The organism is Chryseobacterium sp. 14P4.3.2 (assembly GCF_057799275.1).
Map to the genome: position 1 here is coordinate 92,565 of NZ_JBYOKO010000011.1, position 16,210 is coordinate 108,774.

At 36.2% G+C, this 16,210-nt stretch carries 17 protein-coding genes; 14 read left to right on the top strand and 3 right to left on the bottom strand.

The window, feature by feature from the left end:
- Nucleotides 1–72: 72 nt before the first annotated feature.
- The 6 genes from AC27VX_RS16145 to AC27VX_RS16170 all read left to right on the top strand — a co-directional run bounded on the left by AC27VX_RS16145 (nt 73) and on the right by AC27VX_RS16170 (nt 7,093).
- Entirely contained in the window at nt 73–2,067 is a 1,995-nt protein-coding gene (locus AC27VX_RS16145; protein ID WP_236855844.1) for a KUP/HAK/KT family potassium transporter, read from the top strand.
- A 67-nt stretch (nt 2,068–2,134) separates the two neighbouring features.
- Nucleotides 2,135–2,608, top strand: coding sequence for a Fur family transcriptional regulator (locus tag AC27VX_RS16150; protein ID WP_002976876.1), 474 nt, complete (start codon nt 2,135–2,137; stop codon nt 2,606–2,608).
- Nucleotides 2,609–2,611: 3 nt separating this feature from the next.
- On the top strand, nt 2,612–4,351 hold the full coding sequence (locus AC27VX_RS16155) for an OstA-like protein (RefSeq protein ID WP_488696652.1): 1,740 nt from the start codon (nt 2,612–2,614) through the stop codon (nt 4,349–4,351).
- 97 nt (nt 4,352–4,448) lie between these two features.
- On the top strand, nt 4,449–5,624 hold the full coding sequence (locus AC27VX_RS16160) for an aspartate aminotransferase family protein (RefSeq protein WP_236859527.1): 1,176 nt from the start codon (nt 4,449–4,451) through the stop codon (nt 5,622–5,624).
- Nucleotides 5,625–5,812: 188 nt separating this feature from the next.
- Nucleotides 5,813–6,199, top strand: a complete 387-nt coding sequence (locus tag AC27VX_RS16165) for an START-like domain-containing protein (protein WP_034696870.1) — start codon at nt 5,813–5,815, stop codon at nt 6,197–6,199.
- A 78-nt stretch (nt 6,200–6,277) separates the two neighbouring features.
- The gene (locus tag AC27VX_RS16170) at nt 6,278–7,093 is read left to right on the top strand and encodes an aminotransferase class IV (RefSeq protein WP_236855842.1); all 816 of its coding nucleotides are present in this window, start codon (nt 6,278–6,280) and stop codon (nt 7,091–7,093) included.
- Nucleotides 7,094–7,172: 79 nt separating this feature from the next.
- Here the strand turns inward: AC27VX_RS16170 and AC27VX_RS16175 are convergent, their stop codons facing one another.
- Nucleotides 7,173–7,757 (bottom strand): N-acetylmuramoyl-L-alanine amidase family protein, encoded by a 585-nt coding sequence (locus AC27VX_RS16175; protein ID WP_236855841.1) that lies wholly within the window; start codon nt 7,755–7,757, stop codon nt 7,173–7,175.
- Nucleotides 7,758–7,858: 101 nt separating this feature from the next.
- A complete protein-coding gene (locus tag AC27VX_RS16180; RefSeq protein ID WP_236855840.1) occupies nt 7,859–8,407 on the bottom strand; it encodes a YqgE/AlgH family protein in 549 nt (182 codons plus the stop codon).
- A gap of 24 nt (nt 8,408–8,431) precedes the next feature.
- Here AC27VX_RS16180 and pdxH point away from each other — a divergent pair, with 24 nt between their 5' ends.
- A complete protein-coding gene (gene pdxH, locus AC27VX_RS16185; RefSeq protein WP_236855839.1) occupies nt 8,432–9,073 on the top strand; it encodes a pyridoxamine 5'-phosphate oxidase in 642 nt (213 codons plus the stop codon).
- 401 nt (nt 9,074–9,474) lie between these two features.
- Here the strand turns inward: pdxH and AC27VX_RS16190 are convergent, their stop codons facing one another.
- Entirely contained in the window at nt 9,475–9,765 is a 291-nt protein-coding gene (locus AC27VX_RS16190; RefSeq protein ID WP_034748416.1) for an HU family DNA-binding protein, read from the bottom strand.
- A gap of 399 nt (nt 9,766–10,164) precedes the next feature.
- Between AC27VX_RS16190 and panD the strand changes: the two genes are divergently transcribed.
- The 7 genes from panD to AC27VX_RS16225 all read left to right on the top strand — a co-directional run bounded on the left by panD (nt 10,165) and on the right by AC27VX_RS16225 (nt 16,208).
- Nucleotides 10,165–10,515, top strand: coding sequence for an aspartate 1-decarboxylase (gene panD, locus AC27VX_RS16195; RefSeq protein ID WP_029294648.1), 351 nt, complete (start codon nt 10,165–10,167; stop codon nt 10,513–10,515).
- A gap of 3 nt (nt 10,516–10,518) precedes the next feature.
- Nucleotides 10,519–11,601 carry a lysylphosphatidylglycerol synthase transmembrane domain-containing protein gene (locus tag AC27VX_RS16200; RefSeq protein WP_488696657.1) on the top strand — a complete coding sequence of 361 codons (1,083 nt, stop codon included), beginning with the start codon at nt 10,519–10,521 and terminating at the stop codon, nt 11,599–11,601.
- A gap of 236 nt (nt 11,602–11,837) precedes the next feature.
- Entirely contained in the window at nt 11,838–12,413 is a 576-nt protein-coding gene (locus tag AC27VX_RS16205) for a TerD family protein (protein ID WP_488696659.1), read from the top strand.
- A gap of 26 nt (nt 12,414–12,439) precedes the next feature.
- Nucleotides 12,440–13,114 (top strand): TerD family protein, encoded by a 675-nt coding sequence (locus AC27VX_RS16210; RefSeq protein ID WP_236855836.1) that lies wholly within the window; start codon nt 12,440–12,442, stop codon nt 13,112–13,114.
- A gap of 89 nt (nt 13,115–13,203) precedes the next feature.
- The gene (locus tag AC27VX_RS16215) at nt 13,204–13,842 is read left to right on the top strand and encodes a vWA domain-containing protein (protein ID WP_488696660.1); all 639 of its coding nucleotides are present in this window, start codon (nt 13,204–13,206) and stop codon (nt 13,840–13,842) included.
- A 19-nt stretch (nt 13,843–13,861) separates the two neighbouring features.
- Nucleotides 13,862–14,905, top strand: coding sequence for a TerY-C metal binding domain-containing protein (locus AC27VX_RS16220; RefSeq protein ID WP_488696662.1), 1,044 nt, complete (start codon nt 13,862–13,864; stop codon nt 14,903–14,905).
- A 34-nt stretch (nt 14,906–14,939) separates the two neighbouring features.
- Nucleotides 14,940–16,208 carry a PP2C family serine/threonine-protein phosphatase gene (locus tag AC27VX_RS16225; protein WP_488696664.1) on the top strand — a complete coding sequence of 423 codons (1,269 nt, stop codon included), beginning with the start codon at nt 14,940–14,942 and terminating at the stop codon, nt 16,206–16,208.
- Nucleotides 16,209–16,210 lie beyond the last annotated feature (2 nt).

Genomic DNA, 16,210 nt, shown 5'->3' on the forward strand with positions numbered 1-16,210 from the left:
ATATTCATGAAGAATAATTCTTGACGTCATAAAATTAGTATAAATTTGCGCGTTTAAAATAAATTGGCTGACATGGCAGACGTTACAGAAGATGGTTATCATTTTGACATAAAGAAACTTTCTTTTATTGGAGTTTTAGTCTCTCTAGGAATTGTTTTTGGGGATATCGGGACATCACCGCTTTACGTAATGAAAGCGATTGTGAATGCAAGATCACAAGGTAGTAATATGCCTTTCAATGAATACATAGAAGGGGCTCTTTCCTGTATCATTTGGACGCTTACCTTACAAACTACCATTAAATATGTGATCATCGCCTTAAGGGCAGATAATAAAGGAGAGGGAGGTATTTTGGCCTTGTTTTCACTCGTGAGAAACCTTAAGAAAGGATGGCTGTATCTTATTGCTATTATTGGGGCAGCAGCACTTATAGCAGATGGAGTGATTACCCCGTCGCTTACCGTGATGTCAGCTATTGAAGGTCTTGAGATCTATAATCCACATACTCCTGTAGTCCCTATTACAATTGGAATTCTGATTGCAATTTTTGTGGTACAGCAATTTGGAACCAGCTTTATCGGGAAGTTTTTTGGTCCCGTTATGGTGGTCTGGTTTTTAGTATTAGGTGGTCTGGGAGTCATGCATTTAAGTGAGAATTTTGAAATTCTAAGATCTTTCAATCCTTATTATGCTTACAAACTTATAGCAAACTCCCCAAGTGCTATTGTTATTCTTGGAGCAGTTTTCCTTTGTACAACAGGAGCAGAAGCTCTTTATTCAGATTTAGGACACTGTGGTGCCAGAAATATCAGAGTAAGCTGGGCATTTGTAAAAGTTATGCTTATTCTAAACTATCTTGGACAGGGAGCTTGGCTTCTGACCAATTATAATAAACCTGGTTTTTCAGTAGTAAACCCATTCTTTGGGATTATGGAAGAATGGATGATTATACCAGGGGTAATTCTGGCAACAGCTGCAGCAATTATTGCCAGCCAGGCTTTAATTACAGGCTCATTTACAATTTTCTCTGAAGCAATGTCTCTTAACTTATGGCCTAATCAAAAAATTGATTATCCTTCAGGAGTTAAAGGGCAGATGTATATCCCTAGAATTAATTGGGGACTTCTGATTTTGTGTATTATTGTAGTTCTCCACTTTAGAGAATCAGGGAAAATGGAAGCAGCATATGGACTTTCCATTACTGTCACCATGCTTATGACCACTGTACTGTTGGTTTTCTGGTTATTAAAACACAGAGTAAGCAAGGTATTGATATTGTTTTTTGCTTTAGTTTATATGGCAATAGAGCTAGGTTTCTTCAGTGCAAATATTATCAAATTCATGGAAGGTGGTTGGATCACGGTTGTACTAGCAGGTTCTATCGGAGTTTCTATGTATGCGTGGTATAACGGAAGACTAATAAAAACAAGATTTATCCAGTTTGTAAAAATAGAAAAATATGTATCTATTCTTAAAGACATGAAGCTGGATGAGACTATTCCAAAATATGCGACCAATCTGGCGTACCTGAGCAGAGCAAAAAGAAACGATGAAGTAGAATCTAAAATTATCTATTCCATTATCAAGAAACAGCCGAAAAGAGCAGATCATTATTTTATTTTAAGTATTGTAAACCAGGAAGATCCTTATACTTTCAGATATACAGTAGACGAAATTTTACCGGGTACGGTTTATAAAATCAATTTCCTTTTAGGATTTAAAGTAGACCGTAGAATCAACGATTACTTTAATATGGTATTGAAAGACTTAATGGCTGACGGGACTATTCCTTCAAGAAGCAGTCACCCTTCATTAAGAGCCCATGATATACCACCGGATCTGAAATATGTGATCATAGATAACACCTATATCAACGATATACTTTTGACTGTAAAACAGAAGATTACCCTTAATATTTACAACTTTGTGAAGTATATCGGAAGTGATGACTTTAAGGCTTGGGGAGTATCTTCGCATAACGTTGAAGTAGAGTCTGCACCTATTACAGAGCTTACTGTATATGATAACAAAATAGAGCAGTCAGGGTACTTTCGCCACAACTCTTAAGTCATATAGTACTTAACCATAATATCTATTTAAATAAAAATCGATAAATTTGTAGATAATTTTTTTAATGGATACGATACAAAAAGAAAAAAATATAGCTTTAATCAAGGACGTGCTAAGGAACTACTTATTAGAAAAGGGGTTTAGAAACACACCTGAAAGATATACGATATTAGAAGAGATTTATAATATGGATCATCACTTTAATGTAGATGATCTGTATCTTCTGATGATGCAGAAGAAATATCATGTTTCTAAAGCTACCATTTACAACACTATTGAGATTTTCCTTGATGCAGGCTTAATCCGTAAGCATCAGTTCGGAGAAAAAACACTGACCTCTTCATCTTATGAAAAGTCTTATTTTGATAAACAGCATGATCACCTGGTGATCTACAAAAAGGACTCTGACAAAGAGATTGAAGAAATTATTGAATTCTGCGACCCAAGAATCCAAGGAATCAAAGAAGCCATTGAAGAAGCATTTGGCGTAAAAATTGATTCTCATTCGCTATATTTCTATGGCACTAAGAATGACTAATTAATGAGAAAAATCCTTTTTCTGTTTATCCTTATTTCCACGCTAAGTTTTGCGCAGGATAAAACCCCCGTGAAGAGAGATCCGTATTTACAGGCCCCTGCACCGCCCAGGCAGCAAGCACTGAAACCGGAAGATAAAGTGAAGATTATCAACGCGGATCAAATCATTAAGGATCCTGCAAAATATGATGGTAATCAATATTTCACAGGTCATGTGCAGATTGAGCATCAGGGGTCTATACTCACAGCTGATGAAGTTGTTTTATACAACGAAGAAAACTTTGTAAAAGCAATCGGCAATACAAGGCTTCAGAATACTGACGGATCTGTAATTACTGCAGGAGAAATGGAATATGATGCCAATACCCAAAAAGGTGTTGCCAGAAAAAATGTGGTCCTTACTGACCCCAAGCAAACTATAAAAACAGATATTCTGTATTATGACAGACTTGCCAGTCAGGCATACTTTAATACTGGTGGAACGATTTCTGACGGGCAGAATGTGACCTATGCCAAAGTAGGGACTTATTTCCTTAGTACAAGAGTAGTAGACCTTACCGGCAACGTAAAGATCGATACCCCGCAGTACATCATAGAAGGACCTAATATCAAACAGAATCAGAATACTAAGATTGCAGATTTTTCCGGACCTTCAACCATTACTAACCGGGCTAATCCTAAGAATAGAGTATACACCGAAAAAGGGACTTATAAAATGGAAACGAAGGAGGCTTTTCTCACCAAAAACCCCAAAATTTTCTATAACGATAAGATCCTTATCGGAGATGATATTTATTACAATCAGATTACCGGTTTTGGGAAAGCAACAGGAAATGTAACCATTGATGATCCTAAGGAAAAGAGGTATATTAAAGGAGGCTATGGAGAAATTTTCGAGAAAAAAGACTCGTCAATGATGACAAAGAATCCTTATGCTGTTAAAATAATGGAGAAAGACTCCGTCTATTTTGCTGCTGAAAAGATTATTTCCTACCAAAGACCGGATTCTCTGGATATCAAAGTAAAGAAAAGCTATTTAAGAGCCTATAAAAAAGCCCGTATTTATAAATCCAATGCACAGGGAAGAGCAGATTCTATTGCCTTTAATGAAACAGATGGAATCATGCATATGTATACCAAGCCAATCCTTTGGAGTGGAGAAAAGCAAGTGACAGGGGATAAAGTAGAAGCTTATTTTAATGTCAAGAACGAAAATATAGACTCACTGAGAGTTATTGGAAATGCTTTTGCCATCAGTAAAGTAGACTCACTGAATCTGAAAGATGAATTCAATCAGGTGAAGGGGAAGTTTATGACGGTATATTATGATAAAAATGATATTAAAGAAGCCAGAGTCGTAGGAAATGCCCAGTCGATAGTCTATGTAGACGATACCGATCAGGAAACTAAAAAACCGGAAAGAATTGGAATTACTCTTTCGGCCTGTGGAATTATCGGTGCTTTATTTGAAGAAAGAGCTTTACAGATTATTTCTTGTAGTATAGGAGCTACTGCAGATACTTATCCCATGAGTAAAATAGAACCTGCACGAAGAAAGTTTGCTGATTTTAACTGGAATACCAAAGACCGGATCAGAAAATGGCAGGATATTTTGGTGGACAGTCCTAATTACGAAGAAGTGAAATATACAGCAGATAATGAACTCTTTGATCATGCACAGGAAGCTGTAGAAAAAGAAAGAGCTAAAGAAGAAGCTAAAAAGCCTAAACGAACCCGAAAATAATGAAAAAAGACCAGATATCACTGGTCTTTTTTGTGGATTAATTTTAACGTTCAATGAATCTTTTATAGCTTTGCTGAAATTTTTGGAGACAATGGAAATGCAAAAAGATTTTTTTATATATCAGGCTCAAACCACAAAATTTGCAGCAGGTTTTGAAGTTGAAAAAGCTGAGGGAAGCTATATTTACGGGACAGACGGAAAGAAATATCTCGACTTTGTAGCCGGAGTTTCTGCCAATACACTGGGACATTCACATCCCAAAATCGTGAATGCGATCAAAGAGCAGGCAGATAAATATCTTCACGTAATGGTATATGGTGAATATGCGCAGGAAAAACCTATCGCATTGTGTAAACTGCTTGCAGAAGCTACTCCTGATCCCCTTGAAGTTACTTACCTTGTCAATAGTGGAGCAGAAGCTATTGATGGAAGTTTGAAATTGGCCAAGAGATATACAGGGAGAGAAGAAATTGTTTCCTTTACAAACTCTTATCATGGGAATACACATGGTGCTTTGAGCGTTTCAGGAAACGAAACCCATAAAAGAGAATTTCGTCCGTTATTACCGATGGTCTCTTTCATTGAATTTAATAACGAAAAAGATTTTGATAAGATCACAGAGAAAACAGCCTGTGTCATCCTGGAAACCATTCAGGGAGCTGCCGGATTCCTTGTTCCTGCTGATGATTATCTGATCAAACTTAAAAGGAGATGTGAAGAAGTAGGAGCTCTTTTGATTCTGGACGAAATTCAGCCAGGTTTTGGAAGAACAGGAAAGCTATTCTCATTTGAGCATTTTGGAATCGTACCTAATATCCTGGTGATGGGAAAAGGAATGGGAGGTGGAGTTCCTGTGGGAGCTTTCATGAGCTCCGTAGAAATTATGGAAAGTCTGTCACATTCGCCAAAACTCGGGCATATTACCACTTTTGGAGGAAACCCATTGATTGCAGCGGCCAGCTATGCTACTTTGAAAGAAGTATTGGAAAGCGGACTGATGAACGATGTAGACGAAAAGGAAAAACTGTTCAGGGAGCTTCTGGTACACCCCAAAATTAAAAATATTAATGGAAAAGGGCTGATGCTTGCCGTTAATCTCGGAACACCTGAATATACACTTGAAGTTGCTAAAAAATGTATGGAAAACGGGCTTGTTGTTTTTTGGCAGCTGTATAGAAACGAATACCTGAGAATCTCACCGCCTCTTACATTATCTATGGATGAGATCAGAGAAGGATGCAAAATAATTCTTGATATACTGAACGAAAATTAATAAAAAAATCTCTCTGTTCCGGAGAGATTTTTTTATGCTTTACATCGCATTTTTTAACGTTTGGACTTAACATAATACAGATCGGGATCCGGTGATAAATATCATGCAGATCATTTAAAAATTTAATTGTTTTTTTGCATAATAAAAAAATTAATTTATATATTGCGGGACGATAAAACAAAGATTATATGGCGAAACATAAAGTCCATTACGAATTTCCAATGCACTGTTTATCAGAGATTTTATACGAATATCTGGCAACTGCAGAAGGATTGTCTGAATGGTTTGCGGATGAGGTAACAGAGAAAGGCGATGATTTCTTTTTTAGCTGGGGTGGAGGCCCTGCTGAAAAGGCCACTTTGATCAGATATAAGCCTGAAGGTTTCGTGCGTTTTAGATGGGAAGAAGATGAAGGAACGAAAAATTTCTTTGAAATGACTATCACAATAGATGATATTACAGAAGATTTAGCTCTGAATATTACAGATTTCTGTGAAGAAGGAGATGAAGAAGAAAACGCAATGTATTGGGAAAATCTTATTGAAAACCTAAGAATAAAATTGGGTGCTGCATAAGGCCGGACTGTATTAAATGATAAAACTGATGAACGATTTATCGTTCATTATTTTTTTATAAATAAATCACATCAAAAATTGAAAAATCGATATTTTACATCAGACGAATTAAATGTAAAGAATAGAGCCTTTCTTTTCGGAGACTCGGTGAAGGTTTCTTTCTTTGTGAAAAATGGTAGATTGATCATGGATGAAGAGTGCTATTTTTTCCTGATGGCTTCCATGAGAAAGATGAGAATGAATATTCCTTTGACTTATACACTGGAATTTTTCCAGCTGCTGTTTCAAAAAGATATTATTGATGGTGAAGGAGTGAAGGATGGCATTATCAATTTCCAGGTGTTTAGGAATAATGACGGACTGACATTGGCAAAATCCACTATTTCCTACTTTTATGAAGTTGTGGAAATGGATGATGTGTTGGCGGTTCATCAGAGACCGCAGGAACTTGATCTTATTAAAGAGATTAATGTAAACAATAATCTTTTAAGCAACCTCAGAGTACATTGTCCGGAGAATATCTACGGAGGAATCTATGCGCAGGAAAATGACCTAGATGATGTAATCCTTTTGAATCCCAATAAAAGGATTGCACGTACAACCACGGGGAATCTTCTTTTTCTGGAAGGCAATGTGATTAAAGTTCCAAAACAGACTGAAGGGGCTTATATCTCTCCCTTAATGGAAAATTTTGTTACTTTTTTACATAAGAACAATCTTGCTGATATTCAGGAGCACGAAATAATTGCTTTTGAATCTCAGAAAGCCGAAGAAATTTTAATGATTTCAGATGAGAAAGGAATATTTTCCGTAGGAAAAATAAGAAATAAAACTTTTGAAAACTCCCGTTTTTTAGAACTGGTAGAAAGCTGGAAAAACAGCTTTAATTCATAAAATTGACAAACCCGGTAAACAACAAAGTTCCAAAAGTCCTTTACCGGGTTTTATTCTGATTAAATCAGAAATTGTTTCTTTATTTATATTCGTTGATTACTTCAATGAATTTCTGTGCGATTTCTTTTTGCCCTTTTTCACTGGTAAGAAACTCCCTGTCTTTTGTATTATTGATGAATCCAAGTTCTACCAATACAGCAGGTGCTTTTGTTTCTCTTAAAATATGAAAATTACTTTCCTCTATTTTATGGGCATTGAATTTTTTATAAATCTTTCCGGCAAGTTCTTTTGAAACCTCAGAGTTTTGAACATATACTTCACACCCATTATTAGGGGTGTCTTTTTGAGCCGAACTGTTCACATGGAGTGAGATGACCATTTCAGGATTAAGCTTGTTAATTTGAGCCGTTCTAGCTGACAGAATAGGGAATATGTCCGTGTCTCTGGTTAAAACCACTTCATACTTATCCTGACTTTCATTAAACTTTTGAATTTCTTTAGCAATGCTTAATGAAATTTCCTTTTCGGTAACATGACCATATACAGCTCCATTATCATTTCCGCCGTGACCAGCATCTATGACAATATACTTTTTGTTCAGAGGAGTAAATGATAAAAACGCAGTAGAAAAAATAGATAAAGCAAAAAGTCTAATACCTTTCATATCAGTGGTTTTGGTTTTCCAAAGAACGGAAAAACTTTCTTTAAAATTGGTTAACAAAATCTTAAAGTTTGTTAATTGTATCAATCCTGACAAAAAGGCTTCTAATTCAGAGAAATATCCTCAGGAGAATTAGCCCAAAGAAGAAATTCTCCACCCAGATTCTGCATTATTGATTTCCAAAGCGTCTGATCGTTTGGAAGTGTATAATCCAGATTGTAAACATCTACTACCGTCCACATTTTCTTTTGAACCTCTGTATCCAGTTGATTGGGAGACCACCCGGAATACCCTGAAAATATTTTTATGTTCTGAATATCCAGCTCACTGCTCAGAACAGCATTAATGATGTTTTCAATGTCTTCTGTAAGATAATACTCATCGGCAATATCTGTATAAATTTCGGTAACCTTTGGACCCTTTACAATAAAGAATACCTTGTCGTTTTCTACAGGCCCTCCATCGTATACTTCGATTTTAAAATCAAAAAAGTCTTTGAATTTACTACTCATCTGGCTATTCTTTTTATTTAATATCAAACCAAATGCACCGCTTTCATTATGTTCAATAACTAATACGACCGATCTGGAAAAAATATCACCGGAAATGTCAGGCGTCGAGATTAATATTTTACCTTTGTATGAGTGATTCATACTCAAATTTAATAAAAAATATTTATGGAAAACCTGCACGACAAAAGAAAAGTGTACGAGAAATCCCAACTTATTGAAAGTGAGATAAAACAAAATCCAATTGAGCAATTCAGAGACTGGTTTTTGGAGGCAAGTGAGAGTCCGATGATCTCGGAAGCTAATGCTATGGCTGTTTCTACTCTGGAAGATGACGGTTGTCCACGGACCAGAATGGTACTGCTTAAAGCATATACCCATGAAGGATTTATTTTTTATACGAACTACGACAGCAAAAAAGGAAAGGCAATAGAAAACCACCATAAAGCCTGTCTGCATTTTTTCTGGCCCAACCTGGAAAGGCAGATTATTATCAAAGCTGATCTGGAAAAAATAGCTGAAAATCTAAGTGACGGATATTTTCACTCAAGACCAAAAGGCAGCCAGTTGGGAGCGGTCGTTTCTCCGCAAAGTCAGGAGATCCCTAACAGAGAGTTTTTGGAGCAAAAATTAAAAGAGCTGGAAAAAGAATACGAAAACAGTGAGATACCAAGGCCTGCCAATTGGGGCGGATACCTGGCAAAACCCTACGAAATTGAATTTTGGCAGGGAAGACCCAACCGTCTTCATGATCGGATCATTTACCGGCTAAATGGACTCGATTGGGAGGTTTCCAGACTGGCACCCTAATCTTTTTTAGTTCAAAGTTGAAAATGGAGTGCTGAAAGTTATTTTTAGCATCTGTTTACTAAAGATTTATTCCTATAACATAAATAGTAAAGACTATTAGAAGCGGGCTTTTAGCTCGCTTTGTTTTTTTGTTTATTTTATGTTCCTGACAAAAAAGCTTTAGCCGAAAACTTAGATTCTGTTATTATTTCAGTTTTTATAAAGGGTTGGGTTTAAACCTTTACTTTATGAGTTTGCCTTGAAGGTTGAATATAGAGTGTGTAAATCGAATCTGTTGTTCTGTAGTGATCTTAGCTGAAATTAATATTTAAAATATCCTTATTGGGATTAAAGATTTAAAATTTTTGCATAAAAAAGGCCGTTTCGTAGAAACAGCCCTTGAATTTTCGTAATCTGAATGATTATTTTTTCTTAACACCAGAAACTGCATTAGATAAATCAGCTCCAGCTTTAAATTTAGCAACTTTTTTAGCCGCAATTTTGATTGGTTTCTTAGTTGCAGGGTTGATACCTTGTCTAGCTGCTCTCTCTGCTACTGAGAAAGTACCGAAACCTACTAAAGACACTTTACCGTCTTTTTTCTTTAGAGTAGTAGTTACGTTACCAATGAAAGATTCTAAAGCGGCTTTTGCTGCAACTTTAGTGATACCTGCATCTTTTGCGATTGCGTCGATTAATTCAGACTTGTTCATAATTTTTAATATTAAAGTTAGTTCGTAATTATAGCAAATATAATACTATTTTCTAATTGTGCAATTTTTTTATTAAAACTTATATAATTTTTTTGCTTTTCGCTGAAAATAGTTAAAATATGATAATTCGTGTTTTCACGAAAAACCTACGTTACGCGTTACTAAAATCATGCCAAATGCTTATGTTTATTGACTTTAGCAAAAACTTAATATTATTTACTGTATTTATTAAATCCTAAATTGGATATAAAGTATTGATATTTTTAAGCATATGATTATTAAGTTTATAAGCAAAATTAAAATTCTTTATGTTTTGTGAAATTAAACACCTGTGTTGGTGGGAGTTTTTTAATACTAACAAAGACCTGATTTATTAATTTTTATTAATAAATTTGCACCATGTTAATAGAAGTTTTCAAGTCTAAAATCCACAGGGTGAGAGTTACAGCCTCTGACCTTAATTATATAGGAAGTATAACAATAGATGAAGATCTTATTGAAGCTGCCGGATTGGTAGTGGGAGAAAGGGTCTATATTGTGAATGTAAATAACGGAGAGCGTTTTGATACCTACGTTATCAAAGGGAAAAGAAAATCGGGGGAAGTGTGTCTGAATGGGCCTGCTGCTAGAAAAGTACAACGGGATGATATCATCATCATCATTGCGTATGCACAGATGACTCCGGAGGAAGCAAAAGATTTCCAGCCGAAAATAGTTTTCCCGGACGAAAAAACAAATCTTCTTACTTAGTACATGGAGAAAACATCAAAAAGTCCATTAAAATCAATACTTACAATAGTAATATCGCTTGCTTTTGCAGGCTTTTTTTTATGGCTGGCCTTAAGGGGGCTCGATTTTAAAGTGATCAGCCAGTCACTGGCTAAGGCTAATTATCTTTGGGTATTGTTTGCTTCTGTATTTGGGCTCCTTGCTTACTGGTTCAGAGCAATTCGCTGGAACCTGATGCTGGAACCAATGGGACATCGTATTTCAAATTCCAATTCTCTTTGGTCCATATCATTTGGGTACCTGATGAACCTTACCATTCCCAGAAGTGGTGAGCTGGCGAGAGCTACTGCTTTATATGGAGTGGAAAAAGTGCCGGTAGATAAATCTTTTGGGACAATTATTCTGGAAAGAGTGGTAGATCTTGTATGTATGATGGGATTTTTACTTCTAACAGTGATTTTTAAATTTAATGCAATACTTGCTTTTTATCATTTTGTAATGGATAAGAAGGACGTGAAGGACGAATTTGTTCCTAACTTTTTTGAAGAGCAAATGATGAAATTGGGAGTAAGTGATTTTGATTCATTTTATTTATGCGTTAAAATTGCTATTGCGATATTGGTTTTAATTGGGTTAGGCCTTCTTTATAAATATAAAAAAGAGAAACTTATCAATTTTGGAAAAGGAATTCTTCAGGGGCTCACTTCTATCTTTAAACTAAGAGAAAAAGGAAAATTCATCCTTTATACATTAGGAATATGGGTTTGCTATTATCTAGCAGCTTATCTTGTCTGTTTTGCGCTTCCTGAAACATCGGGCTTCAGCGCTGCTGACGGTTTCTTCATTATTGTTGTGGGGACATTGGGAATGATTATTCCTGCAAGTGGAGGAATCGGCGCGTATAACCTGGCAATGAAGTTTGGTTTTATGGCACTATTTATTTCGGTAGGGAAAAATGCTGACCTGGGTGGTGAAATGGGGCTTACTTATTCCTTTATTTCTCTGCCGTTACAGATTGTTATTATGCTTGTGATGGGATTGATTTCTATACCTATGCTGGCGAAAGCAAGAAATATTGCCGCTTCAGAGAAGGATTTTAAAAATTAATACAATACATTTTGTAAAATATCAGGTTCAATTTTTTAATTGAGCCTTTTTTTATGGTATACTGCGGTCTGCAATGATGTCATTAATAAACTTTGAACAGTAAGACTGGAAATTTAGAAACTTAAGAGAAAATAGCCTGAATGGAAGTATTTTGATGATTTTTCATGAAATAAATTTGGTCAGTTCGTAAATCAAATCTATCTTAATGCAAAAAATAAATCATAATATAAAACACTATGGCAATTAATCTACAGAAAGGGCAGAAGATCGATATAGGATTGACGAAATTGACGATTGGATTAGGTTGGGACCCTAATGAAGGAACCGGTTATGACTTCGATTTAGATGCTTCTGCAATCATGATCGATGCTGACAGAAAATTAGTAAGCGAAGAGTATTTTGTTTTTTATAATAACCTTCATTCTCCGGATGGAGCTTTAAGTCATACCGGGGATGATCCTAATGGTAAAAATAGTGATGGAGATGATGATGAGGCTATTGTTGTCGATCTTGAGAAAGTAGATTCAAGAGTAGAAGAAATTCTTTTTGTGGTCACTATAGAAGATTTCGAAAGAAGAAGACAGAATTTCGGACAGGTAAGAAACTCTTATATCAGGGTCGTGGATAATAATTCAAACCAGGAAATTGCAAAATATGAACTGGATGAAGATTTCTCTATTGAAACAGGAGTTGAGTTCGGAAGACTTTATAAAAGAAACGGAAGCTGGAAATTTGAAGCTTCAGGAATAGGGTATAGAGCAGATCTGGGCTTCTTCCTTGAGAAATACTATAAAGGGCAAATCATCAAATAAAAATCAAATAACACAAAACGACAGATATGGCAATTAATTTACAGAAAGGGCAAACGATAGATCTAAGAAAGAATGACAGTGGAGAAAGTGTGTATGATCTTTCAAAGGTGACGATTGGCTTGGGATGGGACGTAAGAAAGCAAGGAGGTTTCTTTGGTAAAATATTCAATAAAGAAGCTGAGTATGATCTTGATGCTATCGCTTTTCTTTTAGATGGTAACGGGAAAGTGGCTAATCTTGGAAGAACAGTACAGACGAATGACGGAAGACAGATGGGGCTTTATCAGGGAGATGTTGTTTTCTTCAATTCTATGCAGCATCCGAGTGGAAACATATGGCTGACGGGAGATAACAGAACCGGTGCGGGAGATGGAGATGATGAGCAGATCATTGTAAAACTGGATCAGCTGGATCAGAGCTATCAGAAAATTGTATTTGTTGTTACCATTTATCAGGGGAGAAGCAACAATCAGCATTTTGGAATGATTGAAAATGCATTTATCCGTGCTGTGGATGCTAAAGGAAAAGAAATTACAAAATACAGTCTTTCCGGAGATTCAAGTATGAACGGAATGTGTGCAATGGTTTTTGCTGAAGCGTACCGTCATAATGGTGACTGGAAATTCCGTGCCATTGGAGAACCCCATAATACAGATAATTTTATCGATATTCTGAGACAGCAGTACTCTTATTCTAATTAGATTTTACATTTCTATATAATATACTATAAGCCGGCTTGAAAGTCTTCGACTTCCTCCGCCGGCTTCAGAATTAATACCTGCCTTATAAAATGACCAGAAGATTATTAGCCTACTTTTTATTAGACACTTCCGGTTCTATGAACGGAGAACCAATTCAGGCACTCAATAACGGATTCAATGGATTGATCAGTATGCTTCGTGCAGATCCGCAGGCAATGGACAGTCTGCATCTAAGTGTCATTACCTTCGATAGAGAAGTTAAAAATACTGTACCATTGATAGACCTTGCCAGTTTCTATCCAATGGAAATTACCTGTCCGGATAGCGGCCCCACTCATACGGGAGCAGCATTGGAAATGGTGTCAGAGCTTGTCAGGAAAGAGCTTGTGAAAGAATCCGCTGATGCAAAAGGAGACTGGCAGCCGCTGCTTTTTATCTTTACGGATGGGAAGCCTTCGGATATTCAGAAATACAGACAGATGATCCCTGTGATCAGAGGACTTGAATTTGGAGCCATTGTAGGATGTGCAGCAGGACCTAAAGCAGATGAAAAATTCCTGAAGGAACTTACAGATCACGTCGTAAAACTGGATACTACAGATGCTATTACCCTTTCTTCTTTCTTCAGATGGGTAAGTTTTTCCATTACACAAGGGGGACATTCACAGCACACAGGAGAAAATATTCCACTTCCTCCACCACCATCGGAGCTTACTATTATTATTTAAAAAAATTGCCTTTACCATTATGAGAAGATTGCCCATTTATTTTTTAGTAGACGTCTCCGAGTCTATGGTAGGAGAGCCTATAGAACAGGTACAGGAAGGTATTGCCAATATCATCAGAGAATTAAAAAAAGACCCGTATTCATTGGAAACGGTTTATATCTCAGTGGTAGGCTTTGCAGGAGAAGCTGAAGTGATTATACCGCTTCAGGATATTATCAGTTTTTATCCTCCGAAAATTCCAATTGGAAGCGGCACCTCACTTTCCCAGGGATTGATACAGGTAATGGATTGTATAGACAGGGATATTGTAAAAACAACCTACGAAAGAAAAGGAGACTGGAAGCCTATTGTTTTTCTGTTTACGGATGGCGTTCCTACTGATGATGCTACAAAAGCGATCGAAAGATGGAACAACAAGTATAGTGGAAAAGCCAATACGATTGCCGTATCAATAGGTGAAAATACAAACTATAAGCTTCTGGGTTCTTTAGCAGATCATGTACTTCTATTTAACAATTCTGATGAGAATTCATATAAAGAATTTTTTAAATGGGTTACAGATTCTATTAAAACTACCAGTCAGAGCGTTACCGAAGCGAAAAAAGAAGGAATCAACCTTTCAAAGATTGACTCTCATATTCTGGAAAAGATAGATCCTGAAATGGAACAGAGATTTCCTGACAATAATTTTGTTGTGCTGAACGGAAAATGTTCAGAAACTCAAAAATTATATCTGATGAAGTTTAAAAAAACATTTGCAGAATCCAGTATACCGGGAATGTCTACCAGATATTACAGACTGGATGGCGCTTATAAAATCGATGAAAAAGCGTACTACCGGTTATCCTCTTCTAAGAAGAATAATCTTAAAATATCCATAGAAGAACTTCAGGGAGGAACTTCGTGTCCGCATTGTGCAAACCCTATTGCACTGGCAACCTGCTCTTGTGGAGGAATTCATTGTCTGAACGGGGAAGGCTATAATAAATGCCCGTGGTGTGGAACATCAGATTACTATGGTTTCTCCAGTGAAGGGTTTGATATCAACAGAACGTTGGGATAACGGAAAGAATATGAAATAAAAAAAGAGCTTGCTTATGAAAATACCTTCATTCTATTTTGGAGCTTCAAAAAAAGCTATGGAAAAATCTGTTGTTTACAAAGAAAAAGAAGAATTTAAAGAAGTGCATTGGGTTTTAAAAAATGCAGCTTCAAATAAGCTTTATGAATTCAGTTTTGACATGGAATATTTTCCGAATATAAGAATTCAGAATATCGGGAACCTTGATGAAACCGGACTTGTATTTAAAGACAATAAAATTTCAGGAACTCCCGTTGTCAATAATGTTTATCACCTGGATATTGAATTTTACCATATTGATGATGAAAAAAATATTGACATAAAAAAAGTAGATTTGTTTGTCAATGCAGACCCTAAAGATTTGTGGAAAAATATACCTTCTGATCAAACCGCAGCCTTTTATAAAGCGGACGAAGACTCATTTAAAGGAGCTTTTTTAGACCGAAAGATTGTTGTTGTTTCAAAAAGAGGCCGTTCTCATGCCCATGAAGGTAAATTCCGGGAAGATGACTTTGCAGTGAGTAAACTTCCTTTGGAATGGAATATTATTTCTGTTTCTGACGGTGCGGGTTCCGCCAAATTTGCAAGAGAAGGTTCCAGATTAGCAACCATTTCAGTGAATGAATTTTTCAGTTCAAAAGAACGACTGAAAGAAATTGAAGACCGTCTAAAAATTCTTTATCAGACTGAATATTCAGAGGAAATCCATACACAGGTAAAGAAAGAAATTATAAACCTTTTGTATAAAGGTGTTTTATACACGTATAGTACACTGGAAAAAGCGGCTGCAGATAATGATTTTGCAGTCAGTGAGCTCAATGCAACTCTTATTTTTGCCTTAGTTAAAAAGTTCAGCTTTGGATATGTAATGCTGACTTTTGGAGTGGGAGACTGTCCGATTAATCTGATCAATACTGATTTTTCTGAAGTGGAACTTTTAAACAGAATAGATGTCGGTGAGTTTAGTGGCGGTACCCGTTTCATTACCACGAAAGGAATTTTTAATGAATCAGTTGCTACCCGTTTCGGAATTACCTGTGTAGAGAATTTTTTATATCTTGTTTTAATGACGGATGGAATTTATGATCCGAAACTGGGAACAGAAAGTAAACTGGAAGATATAGAAAGCTGGAAAGCGTTTTTCAATGATCTTTCCGGAAATAATGAAGACCGTGTTCAAGTCGATTTTATGAGAGAAGCTTACATTGATAAACAGCTTTTACAATGGACGGATTTCTGGAGCCGGGGAAATCACGATGACCGTACACTGGCGATAATCTATTAATA